The sequence below is a fragment of the Streptomyces sp. AB3(2024) genome (assembly GCF_041862025.1).
GTDB lineage: Bacteria > Actinomycetota > Actinomycetes > Streptomycetales > Streptomycetaceae > Streptomyces.
The window spans coordinates 1-21,771 of sequence record NZ_JBGWAB010000047.1; the positions used below are offsets into that span (position 1 = coordinate 1).

20 protein-coding genes and 1 pseudogene are annotated in these 21,771 nt (G+C 74.0%); 18 read left to right on the plus strand and 3 right to left on the minus strand.

The features are described 5' to 3' along the window. Nucleotides 1-237 precede the first annotated feature (237 nt). The 16 genes from ACEPPI_RS19685 to ACEPPI_RS19760 all read left to right on the plus strand — a co-directional run bounded on the left by ACEPPI_RS19685 (nucleotide 238) and on the right by ACEPPI_RS19760 (nucleotide 16,009). The gene (locus ACEPPI_RS19685; protein WP_373916576.1) at nucleotides 238-1,995 is read left to right on the plus strand and encodes an enoyl-CoA hydratase-related protein; all 1,758 of its coding nucleotides are present in this window, start codon (nucleotides 238-240) and stop codon (nucleotides 1,993-1,995) included. 84 nt (nucleotides 1,996-2,079) lie between these two features. Further along, the gene (locus tag ACEPPI_RS19690) at nucleotides 2,080-3,138 is read left to right on the plus strand and encodes a hydrogenase expression protein HypE (protein WP_285540187.1); all 1,059 of its coding nucleotides are present in this window, start codon (nucleotides 2,080-2,082) and stop codon (nucleotides 3,136-3,138) included. A 67-nt stretch (nucleotides 3,139-3,205) separates the two neighbouring features. Continuing rightward, nucleotides 3,206-4,990, plus strand: coding sequence for a nickel-dependent hydrogenase large subunit (locus tag ACEPPI_RS19695; RefSeq protein WP_373916536.1), 1,785 nt, complete (start codon nucleotides 3,206-3,208; stop codon nucleotides 4,988-4,990). Further along, complete coding sequence (locus tag ACEPPI_RS19700; RefSeq protein ID WP_373916537.1) at nucleotides 4,987-5,514, plus strand: hypothetical protein; 528 nt, start codon at nucleotides 4,987-4,989, stop codon at nucleotides 5,512-5,514. The genes ACEPPI_RS19695 and ACEPPI_RS19700 overlap by 4 nt, the downstream gene beginning before the upstream one ends. Further along, nucleotides 5,511-6,161: a DUF5947 family protein gene (locus tag ACEPPI_RS19705; protein ID WP_373916538.1), complete on the plus strand. Its 651-nt coding sequence runs from the start codon at nucleotides 5,511-5,513 to the stop codon at nucleotides 6,159-6,161. The genes ACEPPI_RS19700 and ACEPPI_RS19705 overlap by 4 nt, the downstream gene beginning before the upstream one ends. After that, complete coding sequence (locus ACEPPI_RS19710) at nucleotides 6,158-6,874, plus strand: DUF6084 family protein (protein ID WP_373916539.1); 717 nt, start codon at nucleotides 6,158-6,160, stop codon at nucleotides 6,872-6,874. Before ACEPPI_RS19705 ends, ACEPPI_RS19710 begins: the two co-directional genes overlap by 4 nt. Next, on the plus strand, nucleotides 6,871-8,289 hold the full coding sequence (locus ACEPPI_RS19715) for a hypothetical protein (RefSeq protein ID WP_373916540.1): 1,419 nt from the start codon (nucleotides 6,871-6,873) through the stop codon (nucleotides 8,287-8,289). Before ACEPPI_RS19710 ends, ACEPPI_RS19715 begins: the two co-directional genes overlap by 4 nt. After that, nucleotides 8,286-8,861: a hydrogenase maturation protease gene (locus ACEPPI_RS19720; RefSeq protein WP_373916541.1), complete on the plus strand. Its 576-nt coding sequence runs from the start codon at nucleotides 8,286-8,288 to the stop codon at nucleotides 8,859-8,861. The genes ACEPPI_RS19715 and ACEPPI_RS19720 overlap by 4 nt, the downstream gene beginning before the upstream one ends. Continuing rightward, on the plus strand, nucleotides 8,858-8,962 hold the full coding sequence (locus ACEPPI_RS19725; RefSeq protein WP_373916542.1) for a hypothetical protein: 105 nt from the start codon (nucleotides 8,858-8,860) through the stop codon (nucleotides 8,960-8,962). The genes ACEPPI_RS19720 and ACEPPI_RS19725 overlap by 4 nt, the downstream gene beginning before the upstream one ends. A gap of 113 nt (nucleotides 8,963-9,075) precedes the next feature. After that, nucleotides 9,076-9,471, plus strand: a complete 396-nt coding sequence (locus ACEPPI_RS19730) for a hydrogenase maturation nickel metallochaperone HypA (protein ID WP_356211720.1) — start codon at nucleotides 9,076-9,078, stop codon at nucleotides 9,469-9,471. 3 nt (nucleotides 9,472-9,474) lie between these two features. Then, complete coding sequence (gene hypB, locus ACEPPI_RS19735) at nucleotides 9,475-10,326, plus strand: hydrogenase nickel incorporation protein HypB (RefSeq protein ID WP_373916543.1); 852 nt, start codon at nucleotides 9,475-9,477, stop codon at nucleotides 10,324-10,326. Beyond that, complete coding sequence (gene hypF, locus ACEPPI_RS19740; protein WP_373916544.1) at nucleotides 10,326-12,695, plus strand: carbamoyltransferase HypF; 2,370 nt, start codon at nucleotides 10,326-10,328, stop codon at nucleotides 12,693-12,695. Before hypB ends, hypF begins: the two co-directional genes overlap by 1 nt. After that, a complete protein-coding gene (locus ACEPPI_RS19745; protein ID WP_373916545.1) occupies nucleotides 12,664-13,032 on the plus strand; it encodes a HypC/HybG/HupF family hydrogenase formation chaperone in 369 nt (122 codons plus the stop codon). The genes hypF and ACEPPI_RS19745 overlap by 32 nt, the downstream gene beginning before the upstream one ends. Then, a complete protein-coding gene (gene hypD / locus ACEPPI_RS19750; RefSeq protein WP_373916546.1) occupies nucleotides 13,029-14,297 on the plus strand; it encodes a hydrogenase formation protein HypD in 1,269 nt (422 codons plus the stop codon). Before ACEPPI_RS19745 ends, hypD begins: the two co-directional genes overlap by 4 nt. Before the next feature lie 79 nt (nucleotides 14,298-14,376). Then, nucleotides 14,377-15,366 carry a hydrogenase expression/formation protein HypE gene (hypE, locus tag ACEPPI_RS19755; RefSeq protein ID WP_373916577.1) on the plus strand — a complete coding sequence of 330 codons (990 nt, stop codon included), beginning with the start codon at nucleotides 14,377-14,379 and terminating at the stop codon, nucleotides 15,364-15,366. 187 nt (nucleotides 15,367-15,553) lie between these two features. After that, entirely contained in the window at nucleotides 15,554-16,009 is a 456-nt protein-coding gene (locus tag ACEPPI_RS19760; protein ID WP_373916547.1) for an N-acetyltransferase family protein, read from the plus strand. Between the two features lie 54 nt (nucleotides 16,010-16,063). Here the strand turns inward: ACEPPI_RS19760 and ACEPPI_RS19765 are convergent, their stop codons facing one another. Both ACEPPI_RS19765 and ACEPPI_RS19770 read right to left on the minus strand, forming a co-directional pair. Further along, nucleotides 16,064-16,336 (minus strand): hypothetical protein, encoded by a 273-nt coding sequence (locus ACEPPI_RS19765; protein WP_373916548.1) that lies wholly within the window; start codon nucleotides 16,334-16,336, stop codon nucleotides 16,064-16,066. Then, nucleotides 16,333-17,149, minus strand: a pseudogene (locus tag ACEPPI_RS19770) (MFS transporter). The gene ACEPPI_RS19765 and the pseudogene ACEPPI_RS19770 overlap by 4 nt, the downstream one beginning before the upstream one ends. Before the next feature lie 317 nt (nucleotides 17,150-17,466). Between ACEPPI_RS19770 and ACEPPI_RS19775 the strand changes: the two are divergent. Both ACEPPI_RS19775 and ACEPPI_RS19780 read left to right on the plus strand, forming a co-directional pair. Then, nucleotides 17,467-19,560: a discoidin domain-containing protein gene (locus ACEPPI_RS19775; protein WP_373916549.1), complete on the plus strand. Its 2,094-nt coding sequence runs from the start codon at nucleotides 17,467-17,469 to the stop codon at nucleotides 19,558-19,560. A 176-nt stretch (nucleotides 19,561-19,736) separates the two neighbouring features. Further along, the gene (locus ACEPPI_RS19780) at nucleotides 19,737-20,396 is read left to right on the plus strand and encodes a TetR/AcrR family transcriptional regulator (protein WP_373916550.1); all 660 of its coding nucleotides are present in this window, start codon (nucleotides 19,737-19,739) and stop codon (nucleotides 20,394-20,396) included. Here ACEPPI_RS19780 and ACEPPI_RS19785 read toward each other — a convergent pair. Beyond that, entirely contained in the window at nucleotides 20,362-21,762 is a 1,401-nt protein-coding gene (locus ACEPPI_RS19785; RefSeq protein WP_373916551.1) for an NADP-dependent succinic semialdehyde dehydrogenase, read from the minus strand. The two genes, ACEPPI_RS19780 and ACEPPI_RS19785, sit on opposite strands and share 35 nt — an antisense overlap. Nucleotides 21,763-21,771: the final 9 nt, after the last annotated feature.

The following is a 21,771-nucleotide window of genomic DNA, read 5'->3' on the forward strand; positions in this document are numbered from 1 at the left end:
CGCCGCGGCCGGGCCCGGCGCTGCGGCGCTGCGGCGGTGGCGCGCAGCAGTGCCGCCGCGGTGCGGCCGAGCGGCCCTCCACGGAGGCGCTTTCGAGTGACACCGCCGCCCGGCTCCGGGCGTGGCCCCCGCCGGGTGCCCGACCATCTCAGGCGGCCGGTCATGCTCCGGTCACGGGCTGCCGATCAGGCCGGGATCCACGCCGTCGTGGCACCGGGCCGCCGCTGGGAGACACACGTGTACGTCCTGCTCGTCGCGAGCGCCTTCAACAGCCTCACGCAGCGAGTCCACGCCGAACTGCGCGACCACGGCCACCGCGTGGCGGTGGAACTCGCCCTGCCCGGCGTCCCCCTGGCGGAGGCCGTGCGCCGGCACGATCCCGATCTGGTCCTCGCCCCGATGCTGACGACGGCGATCCCCGAGGAGGTGTGGGCGGCCCGCACCTGTCTGATCGTCCACCCGGGGCCCGTCGGCGACCGGGGCCCTTCGTCCCTCGACCGGGCCGTGCAGGAGCAGGTGACCCGCTGGGGCGTGACGGTGCTCCGGGCCGGGGCGGAGATGGACGCCGGCGACGTGTGGGCCTCCGTGGAGTGCCCGGTCCCGCCGGTCGGCAAGAGCGACCTGTACCGGGGGGAGATCGCCGACGCGGCCCTGCGGGCAGTGCTGCTCGCCGTCGAGCGGTTCGCGTCGGGCACCCACACCCCCGCGCCCCAGGACCCGGCCACCGTCCGCACCCGCCCCTACCTGCGCCAGGAGGCCCGCCGCATCGACTGGGAGGCCGACTCCACCGACCGGGTCCTGCGCACGCTGCGCGCGGCCGACTCCCGGCCAGGGGTCCTGGACGAGCTGCTGGGCGGCGAGTGGTACCTGCACGGCGGCCACCCCGAACACCGCCTGCGCGGCCGCCCCGGCGACCTGCTGGCGACCCGGGCGGGGGCCGTGTGCCGGGCCACGGCCGACGGCGCCGTGTGGATCCCGGAGCTGCGGGCCCGCCGAGTGCCCGGGGAGCCCGCCCCGGTGAAACTGCCCGCCGTCCTCGCGCTCGGCGACCGGCTGCCGCCGCTGCGCGAACACCCGGCCCCGCCCCCGCACGCGGACGCCCGCAGCCGTACGTGGGCGGACATCCGCTACCGGGAGGAGGGGCCGGTCGGGTTCCTGTCCTTCGCCTTCCCCGGCGGGGCGATGGGCACCGCGCAGTGCCGCCGGCTGCTGGAGGCGTACCGGGCCGCCCGCGCCCGCCCCACCTCGGTACTCGTCCTGGGCGGTGGCCGCGACTTCTTCTCCAACGGCATCCACCTGGGCGTCATCGAGGCGGCCGCCGACCCGGCCCGGGAGTCCTGGGACAACATCAACGCCATGGACGACCTGGTCGAGGCGGTCCTCACCACCACCGACCGGCTGGTCGTCGCCGCCCTCGGCGGGAACGCCGCCGCGGGCGGGGCCATGCTGGCGCTCGCCGCGGACGAGGTCTGGTGCCGCGAGGGGGTGGTGCTGAACCCGCACTACCGCCTGATGGGGCTGTCCGGCTCCGAGTACTGGACGTACACGCTGCCGCGCCGCGTCGGGGCCGCCGCCGCGGACCGCCTGACCGCCGAGGCCCTGCCGCTGAGCGCGGCCGGCGCGCTCCGGCTCGGGCTGGTCGACCGTACGGTGCCCTGCGCGCCCCAGGCCTTCGCCGGCGAGACCGCGCGGCTGGCGGCGCACCTGGCGGCACTGCCCGCCGCCCAGTCCCGGATCGCCGCGAAGAAGGCCCTGCGGGAACGGGACGAGGCCGTCCGGCCGCTGGCCTCGTACCGGGAGGCGGAGCTGGCGCTGATGCACCGCACCTTCTTCGACCCCGCGGCCCCGTACCACGCCCTGCGCCGCGCCTTCGTGCGCAAGGAGCCGGCGGCCGCCACCCCGCCGCACCTGACCCGTCCCGTGCACGGGCGGCCCGCGGCCGCCGTCACTCCACTGGCCGTACATCACGGAGCACCGGGGGCCGAGGGCTGTTAGCAAGAAAGGTGTGGCCGGGGCAGTCCGGCCCACCGCGCACCCCGCCCGGAACTCCTCCCCGCCCTTCCCCAAGGAGGCATCCGCATGGATGCAGCACCGACCGCCGCCCCGGCAGAGGACCCCCCGATCCACATTCTCTGGATCAACGCGGGGCTGAGCTGCGACGGCGATTCCGTGTCCCTCACGGCAGCGATGCAGCCCAGCATCGAGGAGATCGTCATGGGGGTCCTGCCGGGACTCCCCAAGATCGCCGTGCACTGGCCCCTGATCGACTTCGAATGCGGCCCCGTCGGGGGCGCGGACACGTTCATCGAGTGGTTCTTCAAGGGCGAACGGGGCGAGATCGACCCGTTCGTGCTGGTGGTCGAGGGCTCGATCCCCAACGAGAAGATCAAGCCCGAGGGCTACTGGTGCGGGTTCGGCGACGACCCGGAGACCGGCCAGCCCATCACCACCAGCGAGTGGATCGACCGGCTGGCCCCCAAGGCCCTCGCGGTCGTGGCCATCGGCACGTGCGCCACGTACGGCGGCATCCACGCCATGGAGGGCAACCCGACGGGCGCGATGGGCGTGCCGGACTACCTCGGCTGGAACTGGACCTCGAAGGCCGGGATCCCGATCGTGTGCGTGCCGGGCTGTCCGATCCAGCCCGACAACTTCTCCGAGACCCTCACCTACCTGCTGTACCAGGCGGCGGGCTCGGCCCCGATGATCCCGCTGGACGACAAGCTGCGCCCGACCTGGCTGTTCGGCGCCACCGTCCACGAGGGCTGCGACCGCGCCGGCTACTACGAGCAGGGCCAGTTCGCGCAGACCTACGACTCCCCCCAGTGCCTGGTCAAGCTGGGCTGCTGGGGTCCCGTCGTCAAGTGCAACGTGCCCAAGCGCGGCTGGATGAACGGCATCGGCGGCTGTCCCAACGTCGGCGGCATCTGCATCGCCTGCACGATGCCCGGCTTCCCCGACAAGTTCATGCCGTTCATGGACGAACCGCCCGGCGCCAAGGTCTCCAGCAAGGCCAGCGGCGTGTACGGAGCGGTGGTCCGCCGGCTCCGCGCGATCACGGAACACACCGTCGACCAGGAGCCGAAGTGGCGCCAGAGCGGCCGGACGCTGACCACGGGCTACCGCCCGCCCTGGTGAGCTCCGCCGTCTCCCCCCGCACCCAGCGCACCAACCCCCGCACCGAAGAAGGGTCACGGCAGAAACGATGACACCGAAGACGAAGGCGGCCGGAGACGGCAGCGGCCTGGTCGAGATGGCCTGGGATCCGATCACCCGGATCGTGGGCAGCCTCGGCATCCACACGAAGATCGACTTCAAGCAGAAGCGGGTCGCGGAGTGCTACAGCACCTCGTCGGTCTTCCGCGGCTACAGCGTCTTCATGCGCGGCAAGGACCCCCGCGACGCGCACTTCATCACCAGCCGGATCTGCGGGATCTGCGGTGACAACCACGCCACGTGTTCCGTGTACGCGCAGAACATGGCCTACGGGGTGAAGCCGCCGAACCTCGCCGAGTGGATCATCAACCTCGGCGAGTCGGCGGAGTACATGTTCGACCACAACATCTTCCAGGAGAACCTGGTCGGGGTCGACTACTGCGAGAAGATGGTCCGCGAGACCAACCCGGGCGTCCTGGAGAAGGCCGAGCGCACCCCCGCCCCGCACGCCGGCGAGCACGGCTTCAAGACCATCGCCGACATCATGCGCTCCCTCAACCCCATCGAGGGCGAGTTCTACCGCGAGGCCCTCCAGGTCAGCCGGTACACCCGCGAGATGTTCTGTCTGATGGAGGGGCGCCACGTGCACCCCTCCACCCTCTACCCGGGCGGCGTCGGCACCATCGCCTCCGTGCAGCTCTTCACGGACTACATGAGCCGCCTGATGCGGTACTGCGAGTTCATGAAGCGGGTCGTGCCGCTCCACGACGACCTCTTCGACTTCTTCTACGAGGCCCTGCCCGGGTACGAGGAGGTCGGCCGCCGGCGCGTGCTGCTCGGCTGCTGGGGCGCGCTCAACGACCCCGAGCACTGCGACTTCACGTACGCCAACATGACCGACTGGGGACGGAAGATGTTCGTCACCCCGGGCGTGGTGGTGGACGGCAAGCTGGTCACCAACGACCTCACCGAGATCAACCTCGGCATCCGCATCCTGCTGGGCAGCTCGTACTACGACGACTGGGAGGGCCGGGAGCAGTTCGTCACGCACGACCCGCTCGGCAACCCGGTCGACCCGCGGCACCCGTGGAACCAGCACACCATCCCGGCCCCGCAGAAGCGGAACTTCGACGACAAGTACAGCTGGGTGATGTCGCCGCGCTGGTTCGACGGCAAGGACCACCTCGCGCTGGACACCGGCGGCGGCCCCCTCGCCCGCCTGTGGTCCACGGCGCTGTCGGGGCTGGTGCAGACCGACTACGTGCAGGCCACCGGTCACAGCGTGGTGATCACCCTGCCGCGCACCATGACCAAGCCCGAGACCCGCTTCGAGTGGAAGATCCCGAAGTGGTCCAACGCGCTGGAGCGCAACCGCGCCCGCACGTACTTCCAGGCGTACGCCGCCGCGATCGCGCTGCACTGCGCCGAGAAGGGGCTGGCGGAGGTCCGCGCCGGACGGACCCAGACCTGGGAGAAGTTCGAGGTCCCGGACGAGGGCCTGGGCGTCGGCTTCACCGAGGCCGTGCGCGGGGTGCTCTCGCACCACATGGTGATCCGCGACGGCAAGATCGCCAACTACCACCCGTACCCGCCGACCCCGTGGAACGCCAGCACCCGCGACACCTTCGGCACCCCGGGACCGTACGAGGACGCGGTGCAGAACACCCCGATCTTCGAGGAGAACTCCCCGGAGAACTTCAAGGGCATCGACATCATGCGCGCGGTGCGCAGCTTCGACCCCTGCCTGCCCTGCGGCGTCCACATGTACGTGGGCGGCGGCAAGACGGTCAAGACGATGCACGTGCCCACCGGCCTGAGCGGACTGGGCGGATGAGCGCCGCCCTGGACGCCCGGCAGGCGGGCGCACGGGTGGAGGAGGTCCTGGAAGGCCTGGCCTCCGGCGGGGACCGGCGGGCGTGCGCGGCCGCCGAGGAACTGGTGCGCGTCCTCATGGACTTCTACGGGGCCGGGCTCGCCCGGATCGTGGAGCGGCTCGGCGGGCAGGCGCTCGCCCCGGTGCTGGACGACGAGCTCGTGGCGAGCCTGCTCTCGCTGCACGACCTGCACCCCGAGGACGTCGGCACGCGGATCGGGCGGGCCCTCGGCGCCGCCGGGGACACGGTGGAGCGGGTCGCCTTCGACGGGGCCACCGGGGTGCTGCGGGTACGCCCCCGGGCGGCGGCATCCGGCTGCGGGTGCGGGAGCGGTTCCGCGGAGGACGCCGCCCGGGGCCTGGAGGAGGCACTGGCCTGCTTCGCACCCGAGGTGACGGCGGTGGAGACGGAGGCCGCCCCGGCCCCGCAGCAGCCCCTGCTGCAGATCTCCGTCCGGCCGCACGCCCCGGTGCGGGTGCCGTGACGGGGCCCGGCCTCCTGGCGGGCGGCCCGCGCGGCCTGCGCCGGTTCACGGGCCCCCGTCCGCCCCGCCCCGAGAGCTGCGAGCTGTGCGGGACCGCGGTGGCCGGGGACGGCCACCGCCACCTCGTGGAGACCGAGAAGCGGTCGCTGGTGTGCGCCTGCACCGGCTGCGCGCTGCTGTTCGACCGGCCGGGGATCGTGACGGGCCGGTTCCGCGCCGTCCCCGTCCGGTACCTGGCCGATCCCGGGCACCGGCTCGACGACGGGGCCTGGGAGCGCCTCCAGATCCCGGTCGGCGTGGCGTTCTTCTTCCGCAACGCCGCGCTCGACCGGCTGGTCGCCCTCTACCCGAGCCCGGCGGGGGCCACCGAGAGCGAGCTCGACCCGCAGACCTGGCAGAGCGTGCTGGGCTCCGGCCGGCTGTCCGCGCTCCTCGAACCCGACGTGGAGGCACTGCTGCTGCGCCGCACGGAGGGCCGCACCAGCTGTCATCTGGTGCCGATCGACATCTGCTACGAGCTGGTGGGGCGGATGCGGCTGTTGTGGCAGGGCTTCGACGGCGGCGCCGAGGCCCGGGCCGCGCTGGACGCGTTCTTCGCCGAGGTCGAACGGCGCGCCAGGGTGCTCGCTCCGGGGCCGGTGTCATGACGGCCGCCACGGAGTTCACCTTCACCTGCACCGGGGTGCGCGCCGACCCGTACGCCGCGGGCCCCACCCTCGTCTTCCGGCTGCGCGTCGGCGCGGGGGCGGGGGTGCGGGTGCACGCGCTGGCCCTGCGGGTCCAGTTGCGGATCGAGCCGGCCCGGCGCGGCTACTCGGACGCCGAGGCCGAGGGGCTCGCCGACCTCTTCGGCGAACGCTCCCGCTGGGGCAACACCCTCCAGCCGGTGCAGTTCGCCCAGGTGTCGGTGATGGTGCCGAGCTTCACCGGGGAGACCGAGACCGATCTGGTCGTCCCCTGCACCTACGACATGGACATCGCGGCCACCCGCTACTTCGGCGCCCTGGAGGACGGCGAGGCGCCGCTGCTGATGCTCTTCTCCGGCACGGCCTTCACCGGCGGGGGCGGCTTCCGGGTCGAGCCGGTGCCCTGGGACCGGGAGGCCTCGTACCGGATGCCGGCCGCGGTGTGGCGGGAGATGGTCGAGCAGCACTTCCCGGGCTGCGGGTGGCTGCGGCTGCCCCGCGACACGATGGCGGAGCTGCTCGCCTACCGCTCCCGGCACGCGCTCGCCTCCTGGGAGGCGACGGTGCGCTCGCTGCTCGACTCGGCCGCCGGGGCCGTCCCGGCCACCGCCCCGCCCCCGCCGCTGCGGCTGGGGGCCGTACTGCCGCGCGTCACCGAGAGGACCGCTCCGTGACCACCACCACCGAGCGGGACACCCGCTTCGACACCGCCCGGCACGTGGCGGACGCCGTCCTCTTCGAGGGGTACGTGCTCTACCCGTACCGGGCCTCGGCGGCCAAGAACCGGCTGCGCTGGCAGTTCGGGGTCCTGGTGCCGCCCGCCTGGGCCCCCGCGCACGGCGAGCACGCCTTCCAGCGGACCGAGGTCCTGATGGAGCCCCGCGGCGAGGCGACGCTCCACTTGGAGCTGCGCTTCCTGCACGGCCGGCGCCGCACCGTCCAGCGGCTCCACCTCGACGGCACCTACGCCGACGTCGGCGAACTGCACCTGCCCGACCGGATCCTGGTCCCCTGGGACGAGGGCGCCGAGGAACGGGTCGTACTGGCCGTCCCCGTGGCCGCGCTGGCCGGTGAGGGGGTCGTGCTCCCCTTCACCCGGCCGGCCCTCGAAGAGAGCGAACCGGTGCTGGACGGCTCGGGGCGCGCCATCGGCCGCCTGCTGCGGCGCACCGAGGAGGCCGAGGGCCGGGTACGGCTCTCGGCGGCCGAACTCGACGGCCCCTACCGGGTGCTGAAGCTCACCGCGGTCGTGGAGAACACCAGTGCCTGGACCCCCGCCGACGGGGACGGGGCCACCCGCGAGGCGGCCCTGCCGCGCTCGCTCGTCGCCACCCACCTCCTGCTGGGGCTGGACGCCGGATCCTTCCTGTCGATGACCGACCCGCCCGAGTGGGCCCGGGAGGCCGTGGCCGCGTGCGACAACCGGCACACCTGGCCGGTGCTGGCGGGCGGCGACGGCCGCTCCGACGTGGTCCTGTCCTCCCCGATCATCCTGGAGGACCATCCCGCGATCGCACCGGAGAGCGCCGGGGCGATGTACGACGCCCTGGAGATCGACGAGATCCTCGCGCTGCGCACCGCGACGCTCACCGAGGAGGAGAAGCGCGAGGCGCGCGGGACGGACGCCCGCGCGGCCGCCGTGATCGAGCTCGCCGATTCGATGCCGCCCGAGGTCCTGGAACGGCTGCACGGCGCGGTGCGCGGGCTGCGGGAGGTCACCGGCCCGGATGCCTTCGACGGGCCGTCCACCCTGACGGAGATCCCGGACGGGGAGGCCGTGTTCCGGCCGGAGGCTCCCTGGTGGGACCCGGCAGGAGCGGCTCCCGCGCCCGACCGGATCCGGGTCGACGGGGTCGTCGTGGGACCCGGCAGCCGGGTGCTGCTGCGGCCGGGCCTGCGGCGCACGGACGCCCAGGACCTGTTCCTCCAGGGCCGCTGCGCCCTGGTCGAGGCCGTCCTGCACGACGTGGACGGCGGGGTGCACCTCGCCGTCACGGTGGAGGGGGACCCGGGCGCCGACATCCGCCGGGAGCAGGGCCGGTTCCTGTACTTCCAGCCCGACGAGGTCACCCCGCTGGAGGACGCGTGAGCGGCGCGGTCCTGATCGCCGGCATCGGCAACGTCTTCCTCGCCGACGACGGCTTCGGCGTCGAGGCGGTGCGCGCCCTGGCGGCGCACCCGCTGCCGGCGCACGTGGAGGTGGTGGACTTCGGGGTGCGCGGGGTCCACCTGGCCTACCAGCTCCTGGACGGCTACGACACGCTCGTCCTGGTCGACGCCACCGCGCGCGGCGGCGCCCCCGGCACGCTGTACCTGATCGACGCGTCCGCCGGGGAGGCGGGCCCCCTGTCCCCGGGACCCGGCTCCCCCGGCGGCGCCGTCCTCGACGGCCACCACATGTCCCCCGACACCGTCCTGGCCCTGCTGGGCACGCTGTGCGCGGGCACCGGAGCAACTCCGCCCCGGCGGACCCTCGTCGTCGGCTGCGAACCCGCCCGCGTCGAGGAGGGCATCGGGCTGAGCGACCCGGTGGCCGCCGCGGTGCCGGAGGCCGTAGGGATGATCCTGGACCTGCTCCGGGAGGAGGAACCGCAGGGGGCCGCGGCCGACGCCGTCGCCACCGCCCACCCGAACCGCCGTGAACTGAGGAGAACCCCATGAAGAAGGCCGTCATCGGCACAGCCGCCGCCGTGGCCCTGGTCGCCGTCCTCGCGCAGGTCCTCCCCGACCTCAAGCGTTATCTGCGCATGCGCTGCATGTGAGTCCCGCTCCGCCCCGGCGCCCGAATGGCGTACGGGGCGTGTGGCGCACCGGCGTGCCCGCCCGTGCCTCCCGCGTCCTGCCGGTGTAATGAGCCCCGGCAGGACGGAGTCCGATGCACGAGATGTCGATCGCCATGGCCGTCGTGGGCCAGGTGGAAGAGGCGGCCCGGGCGGGCGCGGCGAGCGCCGTGCGCCGCGTGGAGCTCCAGGTCGGGGAGCTGGCCGGTGTGGTGCCGGACTCCCTGGCCTTCTGTTTCGAACTGGCCTGTGCCGGAACGGTCCTCGAAGGCGCCGAACTCGTCACGCGGTCCGTGACGGCCAGCGCCCGCTGCGCGGACTGTGCCGGAGCGTGGGCGGTGGGCATGCCGCCCGACCTGTGCTGCCCCGTCTGCGGACGGGCCACCGAGGTGGAACTGCTCACGGGGCGCGAACTGCGCATCCTCAACGTGACCTGGGAGGACGCCCCGGGCGCGGCCTCCTGCCGTGAACCGATCCCCGAGGAGGCCTGAACCATGTGCCGAGTGGTCGATCTGCAGCAGGCGGTGCTCGCCAAGAACGACGGGGCGGCGCGCGCCCTGCGCACCGAACTCGCCTCACGGGGAACGGCGGTCGTCAACCTGCTGTCCAGCCCCGGCAGCGGGAAGACGGCGCTGCTGGAGCGGGAGCTGTTCCTGGCCCGGGAGCGGGGCGTGCCCGTGGCGGCCCTGACGGCCGATCTCGCCACCGAGAACGACGCGGTGCGCCTGGCCCGTTCGGGCGTACCCGTCAAGCAGGTGCTCACGGACGGGCTCTGCCACCTGGAGGCCTCGATGCTGGGCCGCCACCTGGACGGGTGGCTGCCCGAGGAAACGCGGCTGCTGTTCGTGGAGAACGTGGGGAACCTGGTCTGCCCGGCCTCGTACGACCTCGGGGAGTCGCTGCGCGTGGTCCTCGCCTCGGTGACCGAGGGCGAGGACAAGCCGCTGAAGTACCCGACCGCCTTCGGGCTGGCCCAGCTGGTCGTGGTCACCAAGACCGACATCGCGGTGGCCGTCGAGTTCGACGAGGCGGCGTTCCGCGCCAACGTCCAGCGGGTCAACCCGGGGGTGGAGGTGGTGCTCACCTCGGTCCGCGCGGACGAGGGGACGGGCCTCCTGCTGGACCGGGCCCTGGCGGTCGGGGCGGGGGCGCGGGCGCACGCTCCCGTGATGGCCCGACAGCGGCACGAGGCCGGCCACCACGGCCACGGACACGAGCACGGGCCGGGTCACACCCACGACCACGACCACGACCACGACGATCACGATCACGGTCACCGCGGCCAGAATCACGAGCACGGACACGGACACGGTCAGCCCGGCCCCGCCGTGGCCCAGACCCGCTGATGGAGCACCTGGAACGCCGACGGGTCACCGTACGGGGCGTGGTGCAGGGGGTCGGCTTCCGGCCCTACGTCTACACCCGCGCCACCGGCCTCGGCCTCGCCGGGCACGTCACCAACACCCCGGAGGGCGTGGTCGCCGAGGTGGAGGGCTCCGCCGCCGCCGTGTCGGAGTTCTGCGAGCGGCTCGCGGCGGACGCCCCGCCGCTGGCCGTGGTGGACGCCGTCGACCACCGCCCGGTCCCCCTCGCCGGCGGCGCCGGCTTCACCATCATCGCCTCCCGGTCCGGCGGCCCCGCCCGGACGCTGGTCTCCCCCGACGTCGCCACCTGCGCGGACTGTCTCGCCGAGCTCGCGGACCCGGCCGACCGCCGCCACCGCCACCCGTTCATCACGTGCACGCACTGCGGGCCCCGCTTCACCATCGTCACCGGGCTTCCCTACGACCGGGCCCACACCACGATGGACCGCTTCCCGATGTGCGCCGACTGCGCCCGCGAGTACGCCGACCCGGCCGACCGCCGCTTCCACGCGCAGCCCGTCGCCTGCCCGGCCTGCGGGCCCCGGCTGCGGCTGCTGACCGGGCGGCCGCCGGGCGGGGAGACCCCCGATCCCGTCGCGGGCGCCCGCGCGCTGCTGGCCGCGGGAGCGGTCCTGGCCGTGAAGGGGCTCGGCGGGTACCACCTGGCCTGCGACGCCACCCTGCCCGGTGCCGTCGCCGAGCTGCGCCGCCGCAAGGACCGCGGGGACAAGCCCTTCGCGCTGATGGCCCGGGACCTCGCCGACGTCGAGGCCCTCGCCCACCTCGGCCCCGAGGAGCGGGAGCTGCTCACCGGCGGGGTGCGGCCCATCGTGCTGCTGCGCCGCCGCCCCGACGGCGCCCCGCTGCCGGGGGTCGCCCCCGGCAGCCCCGACCTGGGCGTGATGCTCCCGTACACCCCCCTCCACCACCTGCTGCTCGGCCTGGACGGGGACCCGCGGGGCCCGCGCCTGCTGGTGATGACCAGCGGGAACCTCTCGGGCGAGCCCATCGTCACCGACGACGCCGAGGCACTGGAGCGCCTCTCCGGCCTCGCCGATGCCTGGCTGACCCACGACCGGCCGATCCACGTGCCCTGCGACGACTCCGTCGTGCGGGTCTGCGACGGCGAACCCCTGGTCCTGCGCCGCTCGCGCGGGTACGCGCCGCTGCCGCTGACCCTGCCGCTGCCGGTCCCCGCCACCCTCGCCGTGGGCGGCGACCTCAAGAACGCCTTCTGCCTCGGCGAAGGACGTCGGGCCTGGCTTTCGGCGCACACCGGCGACATGGACGACCTGGCCACCCGGTACGCCTTCGAGCGGGCGGAGCGGCAGCTGGAATCCCTCACCGGGGTCACCCCCGCGCTCCTCGCCGCCGACGGGCATCCCGGTTACCGCTCCGGCCGCTGGGCCCGCGAGCAGGCCGGCGACCGCCCGCTGGTCCCCGTACAGCACCACCACGCGCACGTCGCCTCCGCGCTCGCCGAACACGGCCTCGACGGCTCCCGGCGGGTGATCGGCGTCGCCTTCGACGGCACCGGATACGGGGACGACGGCGCCGTCTGGGGCGGGGAGGTCCTCCTGGCCGACTACGCCGGGTACACCCGCTTCGCGCACCTGGCCTACGTACCGCTGCCCGGCGGCGACGCGGCCGTGCGGCGGCCCTACCGGATGGCCCTGGCCCACCTGTGGGCCGCCGGCCTGGACCGGGCTCCGGACCTGCCCTGCACCGCGGCCTGCCCGCCCACCGAACTGCGGGTCCTGGAGACCCAGTTGGAGCGTGGCCTGAACTGCGTCCCCACCTCCAGCATGGGCCGGCTCTTCGACGCCGTGTCCTCCCTGGCGGGCGTCTGCCAGCACGCCGGGTACGAGGCGCAGGCCGCCATCGAGCTGGAGGGCGCCGCGTGCGGGGCGCCCGCCGCCGGTCCCGGCTACGCCTTCGCCGTGCGGGTGCCCGGGGCCGGTGCGGCCGGCCCGGTCATCGCCGATCCGGCGCCCGTACTGGCGGCGGTGGCGGCCGACGTACGGGCGGGGGCCGGCCGGCCGGTGATCGCCGCCCGCTTCCACGCCGGCGTCGCGGACCTCGTCGGCACGCTCTGCGGACTCGCCCGCGACCGGCACGGCCCGGACACGGTGGCCCTCACCGGCGGGGTCTTCGCCAACACCCTGCTCTCCTCCGCCTGCGCCCGCCTGCTGCGCGAACGGGGGTTCACCGTCCTGAGGCACCGCACGGTCCCGCCGGGCGACGGCGGGCTGGCACTGGGCCAGCTCATGGTGGCGGCGGCCGGACACGTCACGGAACACCCACAACGAGGAGAAGCCCATGTGCCTGGCGGTACCCGGCAGAGTGCTTGAGATCGGGGAGAGGGACGGCACGCGCATGGCGACCGTCGACTTCGGCGGCGTGCAGAAGGAGGTGTGCCTGGAGTACCTGCCGGACCTGCGGGTCGGCGAGTACGCCATCGTCCACGTGGGGTTCGCCCTCCAGCGGCTGGACGAGGAGTCCGCCCTCCAGACCCTCGAACTCTTCGCGCAACTCGGAATGCTCCAGGAGGAGTTCGGCGACCCCTGGGAGCAGGCGGCCCAGGCGGGCGGCGGCGACTGGCCCTTCGCCGACGATCCGGCGGCGCCCGCCGCACGGCCCGCCACGGCCCACGGGAGCGACGTCCGGCAGGAGGAGGCACCGCGGTGAAGTACATCGACGAGTTCCAGGACCCGGCACTGGCCCGCCGGCTCCTCGACGAGATCCGCTCCACGGTGACCCGGCCCTGGGCGCTGATGGAGGTCTGCGGCGGCCAGACCCACACCATCATCCGGCACGGCATCGACCAGCTCCTGCCCGATCAGGTCGAGTTGATCCACGGGCCCGGCTGTCCGGTGTGCGTCACGCCGCTGGAGGTCATCGACAAGGCGCTGGAGATCGCCTCCCGCCCCGGGGTGATCTTCTGCTCCTTCGGGGACATGCTCCGCGTCCCCGGCACCGGCCGCGACCTGTTCCGGGTGCGCGGCGAGGGCGGCGACGTACGGGTCGTCTACTCGCCGCTGGACGCCCTGCGGATCGCGCGGGAGGACCCCGGGCGGGAGGTGGTCTTCTTCGGCATCGGCTTCGAGACCACCGCCCCGCCCAACGCCATGACCGTGTACCAGGCGCGCAGGCTCGGCATCCGCAACTTCAGCCTGCTGGTCTCCCACGTACGGGTGCCCCCGGCGATCGAGGCGATCATGCGGTCCCCGAGCTGCCGGGTCCAGGGCTTCCTGGCCGCCGGGCACGTGTGCAGCGTGATGGGGACGGGCGAGTACCCGGAGCTGGCGGCGCGCCACCGGGTGCCGATCGTCGTCACGGGCTTCGAGCCGCTGGACATCCTCGAAGGCGTGCGCAGGACCGTGATGCAGCTGGAGCGCGGCGAGCACACCGTCGACAACGCCTACGCGCGCGCCGTGCGCCCGGAGGGCAACCCGGCCGCCCTCGCCATGCTGGAGGACGTCTTCGAGGTCACCGACCGGGCCTGGCGAGGCATCGGGGTCATCCCGCGCAGCGGCTGGCAGCTGTCACCGCGCTACCGGGAGTTCGACGCCGAGCACCGTTTCTCGGTCACCGGCATCACCACCCGGGAGCCGGCCGAGTGCCGGAGCGGGGAGGTGCTCCAGGGGCTGCTGAAGCCGCACGAGTGCGAGGCCTTCGGCGGTCCGTGCACCCCGCGCAACCCGCTGGGCGCCACCATGGTGTCCAGCGAGGGCGCCTGCGCGGCGTACTACCTCTACCGCCGCCTCGACCTGCCCGCCGCCGGACCGCGGGCGGCCTCCGGCGCCGTACCGGCCACCACGCCCGGCGACGCGCCCGTCCCCTCACCGGATCCCGTGCCCGATCCGGCCCCGGACGTGCGGCCGGACCCCGCACCGCGGGCCGTGCCGGCCGCCGCTTCGAAGACCACGCTGGAGGCGAGCCCCGTTGCCTGAGACCGCACCGTCCGAGACCGTCCTCGACGTCACCGGCTGGACCTGCCCCGCCCCGCTGCGCGACCACCCCCGGGTGGTGATGGGCCACGGCGGGGGCGGCGCGCTCTCCGCCGAACTGGTCCAGCACCTGTTCGTCCCCGCCTTCGGCGGCGAGGCGCTGGCCCGGCTCGGGGACTCGGCGGCCGTCTCGCTGGGCGGCGTACGCCTCGCCTTCTCCACCGACTCCTACGTCGTGCGCCCGCTGTTCTTCCCCGGCGGGAGCATCGGGGACCTGGCTGTCAACGGCACGGTCAACGACCTGGCCATGAGCGGCGCCCGCGCGGCCTACCTGTCCTGCGGGTTCATCCTGGAGGAGGGCGTCGAGATGTCCGCGGTGGCGCGCGTGGCCGAGGCCATGGGCGCCGCCGCGCGGACCGCGGGCGTGGAGATCGCGACCGGGGACACCAAGGTCGTCGAGGCGGGCCACGGGGACGGGATCTACGTCAACACGGCGGGGATCGGGCTGATCCCGCAGGGGGTCGACCTGCACCCGCAGCGGGTGGTCCCGGGCGACGTGGTGATCGTCAGCGGCGAGATCGGCCTGCACGGCGTCGCGATCATGAGCGTCCGGGAGGGCCTGGAGTTCGGCGTCGACATCGAGAGCGACTGCGCGGCCCTGGGTGGTCTCGTGCAGAGCATGCTCGCGGTCACCCCGGACCTGCACGTCCTGCGCGACCCCACGCGGGGCGGCCTGGCGGCCTCCCTGAACGAGATCGCGGCCGCCTCCGGCACCGGGGTCGTCCTCCACGAGGGCCGCGTCCCGGTCCCCGAGGCCGTCGCGAACGCCTGCGCGATCCTCGGACTCGACCCGCTCTACGTGGCCAACGAGGGCAAGCTCGTCGCCTTCGTGCCCCGCGAGCACGCCGACGCCGTCCTCGACGCCCTGCGCGCCCATCCGCTGGGCCGGCACGCGGCGGTGATCGGCGAGGTCGTCGCCGATCACCCGGGCATGGTCGTGGCGCGGACCGGGCTCGGCGGCACCCGGGTGGTCGACCTGCCCGTCGGGGAGCAGCTGCCGCGGATCTGCTGAGGGATCCCGTGCGCCCCGGCGCACCCCCGCGGGCCCCGCCGACCTGTCCACGGCGGCGGGCTCGCGGCCGGCGTTTCGACACGGTGGCAGGCCCGCGCGGCGCGCGGCTCCCGCATGATCGGTTGCCTCGGCGGAGGAGGCCCCCTCCGCCCGCGCACCCGCCCCCGATCACAGGAGCCGCACCGCCGTGTCCGACATCACCGTCCGCGCCGTCCGTCCCGGGGACTTCGACCAGTGGCGCGCCCTCTACCGCGGCTACGCCGACTTCTACCGCGTGGAGCAGACCGAGGAGGCGGCCGCGACGGTGTGGGCGTGGGTGAACGACCCCGGGCACGAGGTCGGCGCGCTGGTCGCCGAGGACGCCTCGGGCCGCCTCCTGGGGCTGGCCCACTACCGTCCCTTCGCCCGGCCGCTGTCCGCGACGGTGGGCTGCTTCCTGGACGACCTGTTCGTGGCCCCGGAGCACCGGGGCTCCGGCGCCGCCGACCTGCTGCTCGGGGCGCTGCGCGCGCTGGCCGGGGAGCGCGGGTGGAGCGTGGTGCGCTGGATCACCGCCGACGACAACCACCGGGCGCGCGCCAAGTACGACCAGGTGGCCACGCGGACCATGTGGGTCACCTACGACATGGCCCCCGGTAACTGACGTGCCTCTGCGTGGCCGCGTGCCGGCGCGCTACCGCGTCCGCCGCGGTCGGCGCTAGCCGGCCGCGTCGTCGCAGGCGGGGCAGACCCGGTCGGCGTACCGCGGCGGGTACCAGGGGGCGTCCGGGTGTTCGGCGGGCCGCCAAGGGGCCGTCTCCATCGCGAAGGTGTCCCGGCCGCACAGGGTCCTCGGCCCCCGGACGGAGGTCCGGCCCGGGGCCGCGGGCGCCGCGTGCACCCGCAGCGGGGGCCGTTCGTCCCCGGAGGCGGAGTCCCCGGGCGGGGAGTCCCCGGAGGCGTACTCGTACACCACGACCGTCTCGCTCATACCTCGACGATAGGCGGCGCCGCCCCAGCCCGCGTGCCCGCGCCGCGGGCGGGGTCCGGGACGGTCTCCGGGCCGGGCCACCGCGCGCCGCGGTCGGCCGCCGGGAGCAGCGCCACCGGCGCGGAGGGCCGGTCCCGGGCGGTCCCCACCGCGAGCAGGCCGAGGTCGACGACGGTGGCCGCGGCCAGTGCCCGCATCGGAGCGATCCGGCTGCCGGCCCGGTCGGACCACCAGCCGGCGACCAGCCGCACTCCGGCCCCGGCCAGATTGGCCACGGCCGGCACACCGGCGGCCGCGCCGACGGACCAGCCGCGCGCCTGCGCCAGGAGCAGCAGGGAGAACCCGGTGACCACGAACTGGGGCACGCACAGCAGTCCGGCCGCCGCGTGGATCCGCCACAGGTAGCCGCCCCGGTAGGGCGCGGGCGTCCGGGGTGCCCTCCCGCTCCGCGGGGCGCGGCGGATCGACGGCGCGCAGGGCGATCGCCACCCCGGCCGCCCCGCACAGCGCCGCGCAGAACCCGAAGGCCCCGGCCAGGCCCGCGAGGTGGGCCAGCGGTGGGAAGACCGCGGCGGCCAGTGCGGTGCCGAGCGGCTGCGAGGCCTGCCGCACCCCCATCGCGATACCGCGCCGGGCGGGCGGGAACCAGCCGATGACCAGGCGGCCGGAGGCGGAGTTGACGGAGCATCCGGCGGCGCCCGCCAGGACCAGCAGCGCGCCCAGCGGGACCGCCCCCCGGACGGCGGCGGCGCCGGAGGGCGGGGAGCAGGTAGGGCAGACCGTAGAGCGCGACGGTACCGGCGGTCTGACCACCGGTCCCCAGGGCGAGCATCCTCCAACTGCGCGGTACTCGACGGGCGTTCATGCTGCCACCCTACGTTCGTGTCGACATTCGAGACAGATCGTTTCGAATGTTGGGACGCAGACAGAATCCCGGAGCTCCGCGCCGTGCCGGTGCCGGCGGCCCCGTCCGCACCGGCCTGGAGGGTGGCCGGAGCGTCATCAGGTCATCCGTCCCGGACTCTTGACTCCGTTCGCGCCACTCGCGATTCTCGACGCACCGTTTGTGCGGGGCATGACAATTCATGCCCGGATTCGACCGCGCCCCACGCCGACCGAAGACACGAGTGATGACCTTGACCCCTCACCCTCGCTCCCCACGCCCGCCGCGGCCACGCCGCAGGCGCCGCCCCCTCGCACTCCTGTCGCTGCTCCTCGCCGCCGTACTGGCCATGGTGCTGGGGCCCGTGCCCAGCTCCTCGGCCGACGCCGGCTGGTGGACCCCGACCGCACGCCCGCAGCCCGACGCCGACATCAACGTCACCGGCGAGCCCTTCAAGGGCACCGACGACCAGGGACGGGTCCGCGGCTTCGTCGACGCCCACGACCACATCATGGCCAACGAGGGCTTCGGTGGCCGCCTGATCTGTGGCAAGGCCTTCTCCGAACTCGGGGTCGCCGACGCGCTCAAGGACTGCCCCGAGCACTACCCCGACGGCTCCCTCGCCGTGTTCGACATGGTCACCAAGGGCGGGGACGGCAAGCACGACCCCGTCGGCTGGCCCACCTTCAAGGACTGGCCCGCCCACGACTCGCTCACCCACCAGCAGAACTACTACGCCTGGATCGAACGCGCCTGGCGCGGCGGCGAGCGCGTCCTCGTCAACGACCTCGTCACCAACGGCGTGATCTGCTCGGTCTACTTCTTCAAGGACCGCGGCTGCGACGAGATGACCGCCATCCGTCTGGAGGCCCAGAAGACGTACGACATGCAGGCCTACATCGACAAGATGTACGGCGGCCCCGGAAAGGGCTGGTTCCGGATCGTCACCGACTCCGCCCAGGCCCGTGAGGTGATCAAGCAGGGCAAGCTGGCCGTCGTCCTCGGGGTGGAGACCTCCGAGCCCTTCGGCTGCAAGCAGATCCTGGACGTCGCCCAGTGCAGCAAGGCGGACATCGACCGCGGGCTGGACGAGCTGTACGGGCTCGGCGTGCGCAGCATGTTCCTGTGCCACAAGTTCGACAACGCCCTGTGCGGCGTCCGCTTCGACGAGGGCGCGCTCGGCACCGCGATCAACGTGGGGCAGTTCCTGTCCACCGGCACCTTCTGGAAGACCGAGCAGTGCGCCGGCCCCCAGCACGACAACCCCATCGGCCTCGCACCGGCTCCACAAGCCCAGAAGGAGCTCCCGGCCGGCGTGACGGTGCCCTCCTACGCCGACGGCGCGCAGTGCAACGCGCGCGGACTGACCGACCTCGGCGCCTACGCGGTGCGCGGCATGATGAAACGCAACATGATGCTGGAGATCGACCACATGGGCGTCAAGGCCGCGGGCCAGGCCTTCGACATCATGGAGTCCGAGTCCTACCCCGGTGTGATCTCCTCGCACAGCTGGATGGACCTGGGCTGGACCGAGCGGCTGTACAAGCTCGGCGGGTTCGCCGCCCAGTACATGAACGGATCCGAGGGCTTCACCGCCGAGGCGGCCCGGACCAAGGCCCTGCGCGACAAGTACAACGTGGGCTACGGGTACGGCACCGACATGAACGGGGTCGGCGGCTGGCCGGGTCCCCGCGGCGCGAACACCCCCAACCCGGTCCGCTACCCCTTCCGCACCGCCGACGGCGGCTCGGTCGTCGACCGGCAGACCGCCGGCTCGCGGACCTGGGACATCAACACGGACGGGGCCGCGCAGTACGGCATGGTCCCCGACTGGATCGAGGACATCAAGCAGGTCGGCGGCCAGAGCGTGGTCGACGACCTGATGCGGGGCGCCGAGTCCTACCTGCACACATGGGGGGCCACGGAGAGCCACCGGGCCGAGGTCAACCTCGCCTCCCAGACCCCCGCCTCGGCCAGCTCCACCGAGTGGTGGAACCCCTTCGTCGACTACTCGCCGGGCAAGGCCGTCGACGGGGACACCGGCACACGCTGGGCCAGCGAGTGGAACGACGACCAGTGGGTGCAGTTCGACCTCGGATCCGCGCACACGATCCGGCGCGTCACCCTCGACTGGGAGGCCGCGTACGGGAAGTCGTACCGCATCGAAACCTCGGTCGACGGCGCCAACTGGCAGACCGCCTGGTCCACCACGACCGGCGACGGCGGGGTGGACACCGCCCGGTTCGCCGCCACCCCGGCCCGCTACGTGCGCGTCCACGGCGTGCAGCGCGGCACCCAATGGGGCTACTCGCTCCACGAGGTGGGCGTCTACGGCGGCTGACGCCCGGCGGGGGGGGGGGGGGGGGGGGGGGGGGGGGGGGGCGGGGGGGGCCGCGGGGCCCCCCCCCCCCCCCCCCCCCCCCCCCCCCCCCCCCCCCCCCCCCCCCCCCCCCGCCGCGTTCCCCGCCCCACAGCCGTAGCCGAACCCGCACGCGTACCCGCACCGAAAGGACCCCCATGGCCCGGATGCCCTCGGCCGAGCGGCGCCGCCAGCTGACGGAAGCGGCGATCCGCGCGATGACCCGCGACGGCGTCGCCCGGACCACGACCCGCTCCATCGCCGCGGAGGCGGGGGTGTCCCTGAGCGTCTTCCACTACTGCTTCGCGTCCAAGCAGGCCCTCCTCGAATCCGTCATCGAGGCGATCACCGCCCACTACATCACGGTGGTGCGGGAGGCGATCCGCCCGAGACCCACCCTGCGCGAGACGGTCCGGGCCGGCTTCCAGGCGTACTGGGACCACGTCTGCGACCGGCCCGGCGAGCACATGCTGACCTACGAGCTCACCCAGTACGCCCTGCGCCGGCCCGGGTTCGAGCACCTGGCGCGCCGCCAGTACGAGCTGTACTGCGAGACGTACGCGGAGCTCCTCGGGCAGCTGGGCCGCGACATGCGGCTCGAACCGCGCGTGCCGGTCACCGTGCTGGCGCGCTACCTGGCCGCCATGACCGACGGAATGACCCTGAACGCCCTCGTGCTCGGGGACGCCAGGGCCACGGCCGACCTCCTCGACCTGGTCACCGACCACGTCGTCGGCCTGATGGAACCGGCGGACGCGCCGCCGGGCGGCACCGACCGCCCGCTCACCGCGGATCCGCTGCCTGCCACACGGTGGTGATGTTGCAGAACTCCCGGATGCCGTGCCCGGACAGCTCCCGCCCGTACCCGGAGCGCTTGACCCCGCCGAAGGGCAGCGCCGGGTGGGAGGCGGTCATGCCGTTGACGAAGACACCGCCGGCCTCCAGGTCGCGGGCGAAGCGTTCGAGCTCGGCCTCGTCGCTGGTCCAGACGTTGGAACTCAGGCCGAAGGGCGTGTGGTTGGCCCGTTCCACCGCCTCGTCCAGGCTGCCCACCCGGTACAGGGTGGCCACGGGGCCGAAGGTCTCCTCCAGGTCGATCCGCATGGCCGGGGTGACGTCGGCCAGGACCGTGGGCTCGTAGAACCAGCCGTCCGGCAGACCGGGCGGGCGTCCGCCGCCGCACAGCACCGTGGCCCCCTGCCGGACCGCGTCATCGACGAGCTCCTCCACGTCCGCGCGCCCGGCCTCGGTGGCCAGCGGGCCGACGTCGGTGGACGCGAGCATCGGGTCGCCGACGGTCAGGGCGGCCATGCCGGCCGTGAAGAGCCGGGCGAACTCGTCGTAGACGTCGGTGTGGACGATGAACCGCTTGGCGGCGATGCAGGACTGGCCGTTGTTCTGCACCCGCGCGGTCACGGCGGTGCGGGCCGCGCGGGCGACGTCGGCCGAGGGCATCACGATGTACGGGTCGCTGCCGCCGAGTTCCAGGACGGTCTTCTTCACCTCGTCCCCGGCGACGGAGGCGACCGCGCGGCCGGCCGGTTCGCTGCCGGTCAGCGTGGCGGCGGCCACCCGAGGGTCGCGCAGGACCGCCTCGACCGCGGCCGAGCCGATGAGCAGGGTCTGGAAACAGCCGCGCGGGAAGCCCGCCCGTTCGAAGAGGTCCCCGAGGTACAGGGCCGTCTGGGGGACGTTGGAGGAGTGTTTGAGCAGACCGACGTTGCCGGCCATCAGGGCGGGCGCGGCGAAGCGCACGACCTGCCAGAGCGGGAAGTTCCAGGGCATCACGGCGAGTACGACGCCGATCGGCCGGTAGCTCACCCGGACGGCCGCGGCTCCCGCGTCGGCCACGTCACCGTCGGCGGGCCGCTCGTCGGCGAGGAGGGACTCGGCGCGGTCGGCGTACCAGCGCATCGCCTTCACGCACTTGAGGGCCTCGGCGCGGGCCGCGGCGAGGGGCTTGCCCATCTCGATGGTCATGGTGCGGGCGATGTCCTCCGCCTCTTCCTCCAAGAGGTCGGCGGCGCGGACGAGCAGCGCGGAGCGTTCGGCGAAGGTGGTGCGGCGGTAGGAGGCGGCGGTCCGTGCGGCCTCGGCCAGGGCGAGCTCGATGCCGTCGGCGTCGAGCTCGTCGAAGGTCAGCAGCGTGGTGCCGGTGGTGGGGTTGACGGTGGCGATGGGCATGGTCCGGCC